This is a genomic window from Rhodococcus sp. JS3073 (assembly GCF_026810085.1).
In the GTDB taxonomy this organism is placed as follows: domain Bacteria; phylum Actinomycetota; class Actinomycetes; order Mycobacteriales; family Mycobacteriaceae; genus Rhodococcus_F; species Rhodococcus_F wratislaviensis.
Genome location: NZ_CP113951.1, coordinates 7,841,296 through 7,854,336 on the forward strand (window position 1 = coordinate 7,841,296; position 13,041 = coordinate 7,854,336).

Here is a 13,041-nt window from a genome sequence, read left to right on the forward strand (position 1 = left end):
CCCCAGTCGATGTCGCGGGCGCCGGCCGCCTGCGCGGCAGCCGCCCCGCTTCGGTGGTGGCGGTCGCCGCGAACCTGTTCGCCGCGGTCGATGCCCGGGCCTTCGGCTTGGTTGTGGCGGTCGTGGCCAGGCCTCCGGCGTCAGTGGTCCTGCCGTTGCCGACTGCGCCGCCACTGTGCGATGTGACCGGTGTCCGGCCGTCCGTTCTCGCTCGTGCACCCATAGTTCGCAAGTACCCCCGGGTCGACCTCGGAAACCGGATTCAACGCCGGAATTGCGCAGCGGCCTCGCCGTCTCTATTCGACCACCTGGCTACCAGCGGTGCCCGGTGCGACGGGCTCTCGCAGCGGGGTGCCTCCCTCGCTGACACACTGTTGGGCTTCTGCAGCTCACTGGAGGGTTCCCGAACCCGACAGGTGCGTCCCCGCGCGGAAGTCCTACGGAACGGGACGTCGCGACGCGTCAACCGAAATCCGTTGTGGGAGCACCATCCCACGGCAGTTCGGTGACGTCGTGGAGCAGACGAGCGTGACCGGGTCGTCGTGGCACTCGAGGACAGACTGTTGACGAATGCGCGAACGGTGGGAACCTTTCGGTGCGCCAACGCGTCGAGGTTTCCGGCGCTCTCACGTAGCTCGGCCACGCCCACCGGGCCCGTGGACGCCGTTCTCCACCAGATCACCGCTCGGGTGGCTACCGGCCTCGTTCGATGGACAGTCGAGCATCCGCGCACATAACGGAACCCGACGCGGACTTCCCAGGATTCACAATCTCATAGTTAATGTCCGACGTGATGTTCAGGTTCGGAGCGAACTCGCGCCCCTGGACGTCCATGAGGCCGAGGGCGCGACTGGCGGTGGTCTTAGCTCGCGGACGACTTGGCGATGACCATGTCGGTCAGGGCGGGGACTACCCAGATCCCACACCGCTGTAGAGGGGGCCCGGAGAGGGTCCATGTCCGGTGGTTGCATCAGCAGACACAGATCCATCGACAACGCGTCGACGTCGTGGTCGGTGACCAGGGCCAGCAGATGCCCGGCCAGGCGAGCCTCCGGAACCGCGCGGCCGCCGATGCCGGAATCCATACCCGCATGGGTACCGGCTCGACCGTAGGGCCGATGGGATGGCGGGCGCCGATGAAGCAAGGAACGACGTAATGTAACGCTTCCGCCTGTGAATCAGATCACATATGTGCGTGATGACAAGACTGACGCGGCCGCGGCCGCCCCACACCCACATGAAGGCAGAATTCCCATGGCGACACCCTCGATCCCGACGACTTTCGTGTCCACTCCCAGCACCCGGAGGCGGCGCGATGTGATGAGCACCGCCGAGATCAAGGCGAGAATCGAAGCCATGTACGCCGACGACCGTCGACCCGACAGACGGTCTGCTCGCTGACCTGCCGCCGGTGACGCCGGGAGACGAGCGTCGGGGTGCCGCCCGCCGAGGTGGTTGGTCGTCGGTCCCGGGTGTGCGTGCAGGTGTGCGAGGCACCGGGATGGTTGTCGGTCTGACGAGAATCATCGCCCGTCTGATGGAGCTCGTCGCTGATGCTCAGCTGGCTTCCACAGAATCTGAAACTGCGCTGCGCCAATGGGTTACGTGCCGTTGTTGTGAGTTGTGAGGTGTGTAACGATGCGGGCGTAGCTGGGCAGGCGAAGTCCAACGGCGAGAGATGCCATGATCTTGGGCGTTGACTGCGGCTCCTGATGGCGGTGTCGGTTACGACGTGCCGGTATGAGCCTGCAGGCGTTGAATGGCGTTGCGCGGGCACGTCACTCCACAGATGACCCTCCGCAACGCCACCCTCGCATCGCCGACGTTGCGCGAAGCCTACGACCAGGCGATGGACAAGGTGCGCCGCCGGTTCACCCTCACCCCGGTCGGCTAGCCGGTCGTTCCGGACACCGTCAGCTGGCTCGGCAGCGAGATGCTCAAAACGCGCGTCGCCCATGGCTACTGCTCCCGACACGAAGCGGCAGGAGCCTGCCGCTACGCCAACATCTGCGAGACCTGCGACAACTTCGTCACCGAACCCGACTTCCGTGACGCGCTCGAGGCGCACCGCTCCGATATCCAGGCACTCGAAGCCGAAGCCGAAGCCGAAGCCGAAGCCGAAGCCGAAGCCGAAGCCGAAGCCGAAGCCGAAGCCGAAGCCGAAGCCGAAGCCGAAGCCGAAGCCGAAGCCGAAGCCGAAGCCTGCGACCGCGGCTGGTCCGACGAAGCTGCTCGCCACCCCCGCGTGGCAGACGCCCTGACCGACCACCTCCACCGACTCAACCGCTGACTCCAGATCACCAATCTGCGATTGACCCCCCGCGAAGGCCGGTTAAGGGAGAGACTCACCAACGAAATCCGGCGGTGGACCGATGTCGTCGGGATCTTCCCGCGCACCGCCCTCATTCGGCTCGTACGGACCGTCCTCGCCGACCAACACGACGAATGGATCGACGCTCGCCGCTGCCTCGACGTACTGGCCCGCTCCCGCGGAGCTCACCGCGACGACATCGATACCGAACCTACTTCAGGCGGTGACACAGGCGGCTCTGACCGCATAACCATCAGGCGAGGAATCGCACGACGACGTACACCACCTCGCGGGACTTGACCGACTCGCTCGGGACCAGCTGGTTGCCCATTCTGATCTTGCCGGCGGGGTGTGGGCCTAGGGTGGACTCGGTTGTGGAGTTTATGTGTGTCGGCGCATACCGGTGCCGTTCGGCTGGTTCTGCGAGTCCGAGAGGTTTGCGATGACGGATTCGAGCGCGAATACCGCGCGGGTCTCGTTGCGGACGCTGCTGTGGCTGGCTATAGGCATTCTGGTGACGCTGTTCGCGGTGTCCACAGCCTTTTCGGTGTACGGGAGATTGGCGGTACGAGCATCTGTCGACGACCTGTCCGAGCAGCTGCGGCCCGCGCAGCGGGCGGTGGCCGAGCTGACCACGTCGTATGTGAACCAGGAAACGGGACAACGCGGGTACACCCTCACCGGCGATCCGCAATTCCTCGAACCCTATGACGCGGGCCGGCGTGACGCGGCCGCACTGCACACTCGCCTGGACACGCTGCTCGCCGAGGATGCGGCCGCGCAGGCAGCGCTGCAGAGGACCGCCGAGGCGGCCGAGATGTGGCGGACGCGGGCAGCGGAGCCGCAGATCTCTGCGCGCCGCGACAACGCGAGCGAACCGGATCGGATCCAGTCGACGACCGCGACGGGTAAGGAGTTGTTCGACGACCTGCGCGCACGGCTCGCGGAATTGAGTGCCCGTACCGACGTCCTGGTCACCGAGCAGGTCGAGCGAGTCCACTCGGCGCAGGCGCTGGCGAACATCGCGACCGTCGTCGCCTTCGTTCTCGCCGTGGTCACGGCCGTGACCGCGGTGTATCTGACGCGGCGGCTGCTGACACGGCCGATCGATCGTCTTCTCGCCGACATCGGCGCGGTGGCCGGCGGCGACTACGGGCGGGAGATCGACACCGACGGGCCCCGGGAGGTGGCGATCATCGCCGGGGCGGTCGACACGATGCGGACCAGCCTGCTGGCGAAGAACGAACAACTCATGGCGGCGGAGCGGGCCCGCGCACGTGATGACGAACAGGGCCGGATGGCGGCGGATCTCCACGATATGACCCTCCAGCGTGTGTTCGGTCTGGGTCTGGCGCTGACCTCGCTGGGCGTCCGGCATCCACGCTTGTCGGCGGATCTGGACCCGCTGATCGACGAGACCGACAGCATCGTGCGTGGATTGCGGGCCGTCATATTCGATCTCACCGGGTCCACCGGGGCCGCGCGGTCCGGGGAGGCGGGCAGCCTGAGTGCCGCGGTGAGCGAGATCGTCGACAACAGTGCCGCCGCGCTCGGTTTCACTCCGGATGTCTGTGTGGAGGGGCCGGTCGACCGGTATTCGGGCAGCGAGGCCGGGCCGGAACTGCAGGCTGCCCTGCGCGAGGCCCTGAGCAACGTCGCCCGCCACGCACAGGCGAGCGTGTGCAGTGTCCGGGTCACCGCCGCCGCCGACGGCCTCGTGTTGACCGTGAGCGACAACGGCACCGGAATCGCGGCGGGAGCCGCGCATGGAGACGGACTGACGAACATTCGGCGCCGCGCCGAGCGGCTCGGCGGTCACGCGGTCTTTCGCGACCTGGGGCCGGGGACAGCGGTCGAGTGGGCGATACCCGCACCGGAGGCGTCTCCACAAGTGACTGATCGGCCGCTGCCCGGTGATGTGTGATTTGGCCACCGCGAGCCGAGCGGCCGGTTCACTGGCCAGTTGGGGGCACATTTTCCGGCGGTGCGGTCGGTGATCTTCGCCGACCCGGGCGGTCAAGCCGTCATCCCGACCGGTGACAATCGGTGCTTCCGTCGCTTCGACGGGACCGTCCTCGCTTTCGAGGCCGTAAGCATCGCGTCGTTGACGCGTTCGGGCGTCTCGATCGGCGATGCTCCACCGGACGTGGGTTGTCCAAAACTGTTGATCTGGTACGCATTCGGGTGCCGATCCGGGGTTCTCCGTCGGGTGGTGGGGTCGTCGGGATGCCGCGCTGGACGCGGTGGTTACCGGGCGCAGCTCAGGTGAAGGGCGTCGGCGGTGGCCGGTGTCGCGTGCCGGGGCGCGAGGGGTCGTTGCTCGCCGCGGCGAGCTCGGTTGGTGTGTCGTTTGCGGTCGTTTTCGGTCATGCCGCCCCAGATTCCGTACGGTTCGCCCGTCGTCAGGGCGTGCTCGCGGCACTGGGTGAGTACGGGGCAGTGCTGGCAGATCGGCCGGGCTCGTGATTCGCGGTGACTTCGGGCGGTACCGCGTTCCTTGTCGGGGGAGACGAACATCGACGGTTCGATACCGCGGCACGCGGTGCTGCCCCGCCATCCTTCGGGTCCGCTCGTGACCTGGTGGGTCGAGTGTCAAATGCTCGGCGGTAACGGTGTTGGGGTGATGCCCGTGTCATGGCTCCGGGGCCGCCGGCGTCGAGGATCCCGACGAGCAGGTGTTCGGTGCCGACGGAGTTCTGGTGGTGGGTGCGGGCGGCGCCGGCGGCGAGGACGACCACCTGGCGGGCTTGATCGGAGTATCTCTCGAACGGGCCGCAGGGCGGTGGGCGGTAGGCGGAGTTGATCGCCTGCACCGACCGCGCCTTCACCGCAGTTCCGCCAGCCTCGCGCTCGCCACATCCGTATCTGGGTGGTGCGCGCGCCGGGCGACCGTGACGAGCTCGGACGCCTGAATCAACTCGTCCTCGCGAATACGGCACGGGATCAATCTTCTGGCTGACCATCCGAAACGTGATAGTGACAGATCAGCCATGCCCCGCGGTCCGCGCAGAGAAGCATCGACAGGTTGACCGGCCTTTGGCGTCCGTCGGGCTCGGTGAAGACGATTTCGGCGATTCCGCCGATGAAGTCCTCACCGATTCGATACACCGAGATGGGCTGGGCGAGAACTGTTGTGCTGGCTGGGACGTTCTCGTAGTACGTCAGGATCTCGCCCTTGCCGAACTTCGGCTCGGGGCATAGCCCCTGAAAGATCGCGTTGGCGGTGAACATGTCGGAGACCCCGCGGGCGTCGCCCGCATTGAAACGTCGCCCCCAGGCGGCCAGCACCTCAGCGAAGATTGTGTCGGCGTCGCTCACCGCTTGCCGCCGTCGACATCGAGCGTGATGCCGGTGGTGAAAGTGTTCTCCATTAGGAACAGTGCGGCACCCGCAAGCTCCTCTACCTCACCAGGACGGCCGATCGGAAGTGATGCCGCGACCTGCTCGCGATAGGACCTGTGCTCGGCATCGCTCATTCGGCGCTTGTGGGTGTCAACGGGCCCCGGTGCAAGGGCGTTGACACGTAGCGGCGCAAGCTCGATCGCTAGAGACTTGACCGTGGCCTCGACCGCACCATTGACGGCTGCGAACGCGGAATAGCCTGGGTCGACCTTGCGGTAGAGGTATCCGGAAACCAGCGTGATCGAACCGGTCTCCTTTGGGATGTGTGGCAGCGCGGCTTTGACGCTCCGGTACTGCCCCCACCACTTGACCTCGAAGAAGTCCCGCATCTGTTCCTCGGTGATTTCGGTAAACGGGGCGACTGTGATCCCTGACGCGCAGGTGAAGAGGTGGTCGATGGTGCCCACCGATGCCATGACGTCCTCGACTGCGGTGGTATCGGTGACATCGAGGACCCGATAGTCCGCGTTGGGGCCGATCTTCTCCACTGCTGCCTCGAGGGTGGCCTCGGAACGGTCGGTCAGCACGACCGTGGCGCCGCGTTGCGCTGCGAGCTCAGCAGTGGCCAGGCCGATTCCTGCGGCCCCCCCTGTGATGACAACGGTGCTGCCGGACAGGTTTGTGTTCAACATCGATTTCAACCGATCTCTGTGTGTAGTGATGGATTGCTTCTTCGCATTTGGGCTCAGACCGGAACCGGGTCCCGCGATTGCGTGCGTGGCATCACCGATTGTTTCTGGGTTGTGACGCCACGTCTTGTTCCCAGACGAACAAAAGTTGGGCCGGGGCGAAGCGGGGCGCGCGTGGGGCGGCCTACGCGCAGAAGGTTGGCGCGTCGCGCTCTACTCGCAGGTATCCCGCGTCAAGAAATTCGTGAGATATGTTTCGCGAGGGGATCGAGTGCCTCCTCGGCGGTCTTGGGCCAGACGAATGGCTTCGGGTCGTTCCAGGTCTTGCCCCAGTCGCGTAGTGGTCGGCTTACTGGGACGCGGCGTTCGACTCGGCCGGTCCATCTCTCAACGGACGATAACCAAAGTCCTCTTGCTGTTCGGCTGCCATGGTTAGCCATCTCGTAGTGGCTCGCGTGACAGCGATATGTGTAAGCATGCGTTGGACTGTCTCTATGACCCCGCGGGGTGTCAGCAGTCTGGCGATTGCGATCGCAGCATGAAAGATGAGTGCGGGCATTTATCGAACCTTCCAGGTTTTCGGCGAGGTCCCGAGTGGAGGTATCGGCTACGTCGCGAAACGCGTCATCTGCTGGGGGGAGATGGATCCGGCGTCATTATGGGATTGCCCGGACGTGGTCGTGACCACCTTGGAGGAGCGCTAGGAGGAGTCGCGAGGCTCAGTTGAGCTCGCGACGGCCTCGATAGATACCGATCCCAAGGGTCATGGCCGCTCCGAAGGACGGCCGAGGGCGGCGGCCATCTCACGCAGACCGTTTCGCTCCGCCAGCGACAGGCGGGGCGGGTGATCCGAGGCCAGGACCTCCTGGAGCCGCCGAGCGAAGGTCAGCGTGCTGATGCCGAAGGTCACAAGAATGTCATCGGCCCGCGGGCCGCCGAACGGGAGCCAGCGCAGCGCGAATTCAACCAATGCTGAAGACTCGGTATCGATCTGCCCTGAGTCGGCGCCACCGAGACGTAGTCTGTCGCGCCTGCCGCGCCGCGTCCTACCAGGAGATCCTCGTTCCACCCTGTTCATCCTCCTGCCGCGCACCTGTGTGGTCCCGGTTCGATGGTCGAATCATTCTCTGCTGCAGTTTGTTTGCTCGTAGCTGACTGCCAGGAAGGTGCTGGACGATTGTGGGCATCGCACACGTCGGTGACAAAGTCGCCTCAGCGCAAATCGTGGCCGCAGCCCGCCGGCACAGCGAAGTTGGTGCAACACCATATCGGGCAGGCCCGCGGCCGACGTCATGCAGCCGTCAAGGGCCACCACCGCCCATCCTGCTGCCGTCACAGGATGGCCGACACCCGGGCGACCACTGTGGGCGGCTACGTCCGCGGCGGTGGTCGCCCGGGCTCACGTTGTGAATGGGCCGGACACGCGTCGGTCCCATCTTCGCGATCGCTACAACACGATCGTGACGGCCTTTTCTTCCGTGTTGGCGAGGATGCCGCTCCAGCCCAGCTCGCGTCCGACGCCGCTGGTTTTCATGCCGCCCCAAGGGAGGGCGGGATCCAATGCTGCCCACCCGTTCACCCACACCGCCCCGGCGCGGACCCGGCGGGCGAGGATATGGGCGCGGGAGACGTCTCGGGTCCAGATGCTCGCGGCGAGCCCGTACTGGGTCTGGTTCGCCAGGCGGATCGCTTCGGCCGGATCGTCGAAGGGGATCACGGTGCCGACGGGGCCGAAGATTTCCTCGCGGGCGATGGTCATGTCGTTGGTCGCGTCGGCGAAGATCGTGGGCCGCACGAAGTAACCCGGGCCCTGATGGCGGGTGCCGCCGGCGGCCAGCCGGGCACCCTCGTCAGTACCGATGGTGACGTAGCGCAGGACGGTGTCCCGCTGCTTGGCGTCCACCAGGGCCCCCATCGTCGTGGCCGGGTCGAACGGGTCGCCGAGCACCTGCGCGTCGGCCGCCGCCGCAAGACCGTCGACGACCGCACCGTACAGCGATCGGTGCACCAGGACGCGGGTGCCGGCAGCGCACGTCTCGCCCTGGTTGAAGAACAAGCCCATTGCAGTGCCATTGATCGCCGCTTCGAGATCGGCGTCGTCGAGGATGATCTGCGGGGACTTGCCGCCCAGCTCCAGTGTGACGCGCTTGACGGTCTTCGCCGCGCGCTCCTGGATGAGGCGACCGACGGCGGGGCTGCCGGTGAAGCTGATCTTGTCGACGTCGGGGTGTTCGACGAGCGCGTTCCCGGCCACCGCCCCGTCCCCGGGCACAATGTTCACCGTTCCAGGCGGGAGGCCGGCCTCCGCGAGCAGCCGACCGAGGTGAAGGATCGACAGCGGCGCCGCCTCGGGCGGCTTGATCACCACAGTGTTCCCCGCGGCCAGGGCGGGGGCGAGCTTCCAGCCGGTGATCATCAGCGGGGTGTTCCAGGGGATGATCGCCCCGATGACGCCGACCGGCTCGCGGACGGTGTACGAGTGGGTGGGTTTGCCGAAGTAACCGGCGGTGGGAATTGCCTGACCGGTGATCTTGTCGGCCCAGCCGGCAAAGTGGCGAAAGGTGTTGGCCGCGTTCGGGATATCGAGAGTTGTCGGCTGTCCGACCGGCTTGCCGATGTCGAGTGCCTCGAGCCGGGCGAGGAGATCGCCGTCACGCTCGATCAGGTCGGCGATCCGGTTCAGGACCTTGCCGCGGTCGATCCCGCTCCACGAACCCCATTCACCGTCGAGTTGGCCGCGGGCAGCACGCACCGCGTCGTCCACGTCCGCGGCGGTGCCGTCGGCGATATCCGCCAGGGGTTCTTCGGTGGCCGGATTGAGGTTGACGAAGGTGCCGGCGCTGCTCGGACGCCACCGGCCTCCGATGAAAAGCTCGGTTGCGAACTGAGTATCGACCGAATGGTCGGCTGACATTGTCACGCTGGGTCTCCTTGCGGCGGGGTGGTTTTGCAGTCTTGTAGGCCGACTGGCGAACCGCGCCTGGCCGCCCTCAAGGCCTCCAACCCCATCGTGCGCCGGGGCGAACGCAGTGTCTTGTAACGCAGCGCAGAGCCTGTGTGACGTGGACGCACTCGGTATCCCGCATGCCAGGGTATGGTCGGACGGCCTAGCGCACCGAACGATCATTCGGTATTATGCGTTGCCTAGTGCTCCGGTTCGGCCCGTCGGGGCATTTCGTCCCGAAGGTCGCCGGGTGAGGCGAAGTGGGTGGTACGACCATGACAGAGATCGTGCACACAGACGTGTTGTCGCCTGCCGATCGTTTCGACGCCTGGTGTGACGCGGTGGCGAGCACCTTCGTTCCCCTCGAGGCGCGGGTGCGCCGGGACGGCGGGTTCCGCGGAGGCCTCCGGGGGCAGTCGGTAGGAACCGTGCAGGTGAGTGATGTCAGCGGCGGCCCGGTCGAGGTCGAGCGGACTGCGGCGACGATTCGTCGTTCAGATCCGGGCTACTTGAAGCTGGGCATGCAGCTGCGGGGGTACTGCCTGGTCACGCAGGATGGCCGGGAAGCGGCGCTGACTCCCGGCGACTTCGCCGTTTACGACACCCGCCGACCATACGGCCTGGCGTTCGAGGACGATTTTCGACAGCTCGTGCTGATGTTCCCGCGTGAGCTGTTGCGGCTGCGGTCCGGCGATTCCGAGGTGGTAACGGCCCGCCGTATCTCCGGGCGCCGGGGCATCGGCGCTCTGGTGTCGCCGTTCTTGATGACGGTCGCCGAGCAGATGGAGACCGGGCAGCTCGCCTCCAGTTTTGATCTCGGCGACGCCGTGCTGAACCTGCTCGCCGCGGCATTCGCCGAACAACTGGGCTCGGAATCGAACGTGCCGCCGGAGACCCACCAACACGCACTGCTGCTGAAGATCAAGGCATTCATCGATGCACGACTCGATGACCCCGAACTGAGCAGCCCGACCATCGCCGGCGCCCATAACATTTCGATTCGCTACCTGCAGATGCTGTTCGAGGGGGAGGGGATCACGGTCACGTCCTGCATTCGACGGCGACGCCTCGAACGGGTGAGCCGGGACCTTCGGGACCCGAGAATGAGCTCGGTCCCGATCGGGACGCTCGCCGGCCGCTGGGGCCTGATCGATTCCTCGTATTTCTCGAAGCTGTTCCGGTCGACGTTCGGGCAGTCGCCCCGCGAGTACCGGGCAACGATGACCGCAGGCGAGTCGGCCCACCCGCTCCGGTAACGCAGTCGGCAGTTCGCCCCCGTCCCAGTTTCTCTGCGCCAGGCACCAAGACAGTGCCCGACGGAGAGCGCAGGATGGTGACGTCGTTCACATTCCGGTGTCCCGTGCGGCCAGCACCTCCCGGTCCCGGGGGACATCGACGGTGCGGCTCGATGCCGGCACCCACCACCAGCAGGAGACGATCAGCATGGCCATCGATTTCACCTTGACCGCCGAGCAGCGCGAACTGCAGTTGTCCGCCCGGGCATTCGCGGAGAACACGTTCGGCGACATCGCCGAGAAGATCCGACACCTGCCCACGGCTCGGGAACGGTTCGCCGCGACGCGGCCCGCATATGAGGAGGTCGTCACCCAGGGCTGGCTCCGCAAGATCATCCCGGCACCCGCCGGCGGTGAAGGCAACGGCCTGGTCGACATGGCGTTGATCGCCGAAGAGTTCTACGCGGTCGACGCGAACGTTTCACTCACCACGTTCGCCTCCCTGCTCGGACTACTGCCCGTGCTCAACGGCGGCAGCCCGGAACAGATCCAGCGGACCCTCGCCCCCTTCCTCTCCGGAACCGGTGCCCCATTGGCGGCGTTCTGCCACAGCGAACCCGGCGGGATCGCCAACTTCGCCGATCCCGCCCCCGCCGAAGGGACCCGCACCACCGCGGTGCTCGACGGTGACGAATGGGTGATCAACGGCTCCAAGCAGTGGATCAGCAACGCCACCGGATGGGACGGTGGCGGGGTGGACTTCCTCACCGTCGTCTGCCGGACCGACGTCGACGGGAATGGGCCGACCGGGCGGGCCACCTCGGTACTGCTGGTTCCGAAACCCGGGCACGGTCTTGTCACCGACGAGGATTTCGACACCCTCGGGCACCGCGGCCACCTCACCCCTCGCTTCCACTTCGACAACGTCCGAGTCCCGCGCGAGAACATCCTCGGCGAGGTCGGGTCGGGCAACAAACTAGTGGAGGCCAGCTTCGCCGGAACAGCCGCCCTGGTCGGGGTTTTCGGGGTCGGGCTGATGCGCGCAGCCTTCGACTTCACGTTGCACTTCGCCAAGACCGAGCGCCGCGCCGGATTGGTCCCGATCATCGAGCACCAGGCGGTCGGCTACGCCCTCGCCGACGCCAAGATCGCCATCGAAGCGGCCCGCTACCTGAGCTGGAAGGCCTGCCAGGCCCTCGACCTCCAGTTGCCCAGCGCCCTCGAACTGGCCGTGCAGGCGAAGATCTACGGCTCCGAAACCGCGGTGAAGGTCATCACCGACCTGATGCGGATCGTCGGCATCGACAGCTACAACCACGATCTACCGCTCGCACGCCTGCTGCAGGATGCGGTGGTGCTGCCCATCTTCGACGGCGGGAACATGGGTGTGCGCCGGCGTCAGCTCCACACCCTGCTCAGCGCGCCCGACTATGACCCTCTCGCCGCCTCGGCCGCCGAGTAGCAAGCCATCTCCCACGCGTCGGGACCGCCCCAACTCCAGATCACCGTTGTGCTCGGCTATCAGGTTGGTTGCAGCCGGCTGATCGGTGCGAGGCCTCCGAGTGTGCGCGCACATCCGGCTGCCGACCACCCTTGTGACGGACTCGGATGTTGCGGCGATCGAGGCGTTGAATTTCCTGGCCGCAGCCGGCCTTCCCGAGGACGTCGTGTCGCGGGCACTTACACGGTGTTGACTCCGATGCGTCCGCCGTCGACGTCGAGGATTGTGCCGTGTACGAAGCGGGCGTCGTCGGAGGCGAGGTAGAGCACTGCGCCGGCGATGTCTTCGGCGGTGCCTGGTCGGCCGGCGGGTGTGGAGTGCATCAAGGTGTCGGCGGGGGAGTCGGTGTCGGGTCCGGTGGGGCGGATGACGCCGGGGGAGACGGCGTTGACGCGCAGTCCCCGTGGCCCGAATTCGGCGGCCCAGGATCGGGTCAGGCTTTCCATCGCGGCCTTGGACGAGGCGTAGACGGGGCCGTGTGGGATGCCGAGGCGGGCCACCCATGAGCCGAGGTTGATGACGACGCCGCCACCGTTGTCGGTCATGTGTGGGGCCAGGGCCTGCACCAGGAAGAGGGGTGCCTTGACGTTGACGGCGTAGATGCGGTCCACGATGTCGTCGTCGACGGTCATCGTGCCGGAGGCCGGGAAGATGCCGGCGTTGTTGACCAGGATGTCGAGGTGTCCGCCGGTCAGGCGCAGTGCATGCTCGGCGAGGGCGTGGCTGGTGGCGGAGGTGCCGTCGAGGTCGGCGGCGAGGAAGTCCGCGCGGCCTCCTTTCGCGTGGATCGCGGCGATGGTCTCGTTCCCACGTGTCGTGTCGCGGCCGGAGACGATGACGTGGGCGCCTTCGGCGGCGAAGGCGGCGGCGATTGCGCGCCCGATGTGGGAGGTCGATCCGGTGACGAGGGCGGTGCGGCCCTGCAGTCGGTTGCTGAGGTGATTGGTCATGTCCCGACCGTAGAAAGTATTTTTTGGACCAGCAAGTCCAGAAAGTTGGGTGTGTTCGCTGGTAGTGGA

Annotated in this window: 11 protein-coding genes and 2 pseudogenes; 6 read left to right on the forward strand and 7 right to left on the reverse strand. The window is 66.3% G+C overall.

All coding sequences use genetic code 11. From position 1 onward, the window contains the following. Positions 1 to 1,933: 1,933 nt before the first annotated feature. The 3 genes and pseudogenes from OYT95_RS44800 to OYT95_RS35830 all read left to right on the forward strand — a co-directional run bounded on the left by OYT95_RS44800 (position 1,934) and on the right by OYT95_RS35830 (position 4,235). The gene (locus OYT95_RS44800; protein ID WP_268790299.1) at positions 1,934 to 2,290 is read left to right on the forward strand and encodes a transposase; all 357 of its coding nucleotides are present in this window, start codon (positions 1,934 to 1,936) and stop codon (positions 2,288 to 2,290) included. 45 nt (positions 2,291 to 2,335) lie between these two features. Next, positions 2,336 to 2,561 (forward strand): annotated as a pseudogene (locus OYT95_RS35825) (transposase); the annotation flags it as partial. A gap of 192 nt (positions 2,562 to 2,753) precedes the next feature. After that, a complete protein-coding gene (locus tag OYT95_RS35830) occupies positions 2,754 to 4,235 on the forward strand; it encodes a sensor histidine kinase (protein WP_268790300.1) in 1,482 nt (493 codons plus the stop codon). Between the two features lie 323 nt (positions 4,236 to 4,558). On the opposite strand, the gene OYT95_RS35835 is transcribed toward OYT95_RS35830, so the two are convergent. From OYT95_RS35835 to OYT95_RS35845, 4 genes and pseudogenes are all read right to left on the reverse strand, one after another. Further along, the gene (locus OYT95_RS35835; protein WP_268790301.1) at positions 4,559 to 4,828 is read right to left on the reverse strand and encodes a WhiB family transcriptional regulator; all 270 of its coding nucleotides are present in this window, start codon (positions 4,826 to 4,828) and stop codon (positions 4,559 to 4,561) included. Between the two features lie 104 nt (positions 4,829 to 4,932). Then, positions 4,933 to 5,115 (reverse strand): annotated as a pseudogene (locus tag OYT95_RS44530) (Clp protease N-terminal domain-containing protein); the annotation flags it as partial. Positions 5,116 to 5,254: 139 nt separating this feature from the next. Then, entirely contained in the window at positions 5,255 to 5,629 is a 375-nt protein-coding gene (locus OYT95_RS35840; protein WP_052033592.1) for a nuclear transport factor 2 family protein, read from the reverse strand. After that, positions 5,626 to 6,345, reverse strand: a complete 720-nt coding sequence (locus tag OYT95_RS35845; RefSeq protein ID WP_037240156.1) for an SDR family NAD(P)-dependent oxidoreductase — start codon at positions 6,343 to 6,345, stop codon at positions 5,626 to 5,628. Before OYT95_RS35845 ends, OYT95_RS35840 begins: the two co-directional genes overlap by 4 nt. Before the next feature lie 542 nt (positions 6,346 to 6,887). On the opposite strand from OYT95_RS35845, the gene OYT95_RS35850 reads away from it, so the two are divergent. Further along, positions 6,888 to 7,046, forward strand: a complete 159-nt coding sequence (locus OYT95_RS35850; protein WP_156046742.1) for a hypothetical protein — start codon at positions 6,888 to 6,890, stop codon at positions 7,044 to 7,046. 59 nt (positions 7,047 to 7,105) lie between these two features. Here OYT95_RS35850 and OYT95_RS35855 read toward each other — a convergent pair whose 3' ends face one another. Both OYT95_RS35855 and styD read right to left on the reverse strand, forming a co-directional pair. Then, a complete protein-coding gene (locus OYT95_RS35855; protein ID WP_052033591.1) occupies positions 7,106 to 7,312 on the reverse strand; it encodes a hypothetical protein in 207 nt (68 codons plus the stop codon). A 477-nt stretch (positions 7,313 to 7,789) separates the two neighbouring features. Beyond that, on the reverse strand, positions 7,790 to 9,256 hold the full coding sequence (styD, locus tag OYT95_RS35860; RefSeq protein WP_268792304.1) for a phenylacetaldehyde dehydrogenase StyD: 1,467 nt from the start codon (positions 9,254 to 9,256) through the stop codon (positions 7,790 to 7,792). 305 nt (positions 9,257 to 9,561) lie between these two features. Here styD and OYT95_RS35865 point away from each other — a divergent pair, with 305 nt between their 5' ends. Then, positions 9,562 to 10,542, forward strand: coding sequence for a helix-turn-helix domain-containing protein (locus tag OYT95_RS35865; protein WP_052033590.1), 981 nt, complete (start codon positions 9,562 to 9,564; stop codon positions 10,540 to 10,542). 187 nt (positions 10,543 to 10,729) lie between these two features. Then, positions 10,730 to 11,983 carry an acyl-CoA dehydrogenase family protein gene (locus OYT95_RS35870; protein ID WP_268790302.1) on the forward strand — a complete coding sequence of 418 codons (1,254 nt, stop codon included), beginning with the start codon at positions 10,730 to 10,732 and terminating at the stop codon, positions 11,981 to 11,983. A 218-nt stretch (positions 11,984 to 12,201) separates the two neighbouring features. On the opposite strand, the gene OYT95_RS35875 is transcribed toward OYT95_RS35870, so the two are convergent. Beyond that, positions 12,202 to 12,972: an SDR family NAD(P)-dependent oxidoreductase gene (locus tag OYT95_RS35875; protein WP_112298433.1), complete on the reverse strand. Its 771-nt coding sequence runs from the start codon at positions 12,970 to 12,972 to the stop codon at positions 12,202 to 12,204. Positions 12,973 to 13,041: the final 69 nt, after the last annotated feature.

What these genes read in the sequence shown, in the direction of transcription:
- OYT95_RS44800 (WP_268790299.1), top strand. Translation starts at nt 1,934, where the DNA reads ATGCTCAAAACGCGCGTCGCCCATGGCTACTGCTCCCGACACGAAGCG.
- OYT95_RS35830 (WP_268790300.1), top strand. Translation starts at nt 2,754, where the DNA reads ATGACGGATTCGAGCGCGAATACCGCGCGGGTCTCGTTGCGGACGCTG.
- OYT95_RS35835 (WP_268790301.1), bottom strand. Translation starts at nt 4,828, where the DNA reads ATGTTCGTCTCCCCCGACAAGGAACGCGGTACCGCCCGAAGTCACCGC.
- OYT95_RS35845 (WP_037240156.1), bottom strand. Translation starts at nt 6,345, where the DNA reads ATGTTGAACACAAACCTGTCCGGCAGCACCGTTGTCATCACAGGGGGG.
- OYT95_RS35850 (WP_156046742.1), top strand. Translation starts at nt 6,888, where the DNA reads ATGAGTGCGGGCATTTATCGAACCTTCCAGGTTTTCGGCGAGGTCCCG.
- styD (WP_268792304.1), bottom strand. Translation starts at nt 9,256, where the DNA reads ATGTCAGCCGACCATTCGGTCGATACTCAGTTCGCAACCGAGCTTTTC.
- OYT95_RS35865 (WP_052033590.1), top strand. Translation starts at nt 9,562, where the DNA reads ATGACAGAGATCGTGCACACAGACGTGTTGTCGCCTGCCGATCGTTTC.
- OYT95_RS35870 (WP_268790302.1), top strand. Translation starts at nt 10,730, where the DNA reads ATGGCCATCGATTTCACCTTGACCGCCGAGCAGCGCGAACTGCAGTTG.
- OYT95_RS35875 (WP_112298433.1), bottom strand. Translation starts at nt 12,972, where the DNA reads ATGACCAATCACCTCAGCAACCGACTGCAGGGCCGCACCGCCCTCGTC.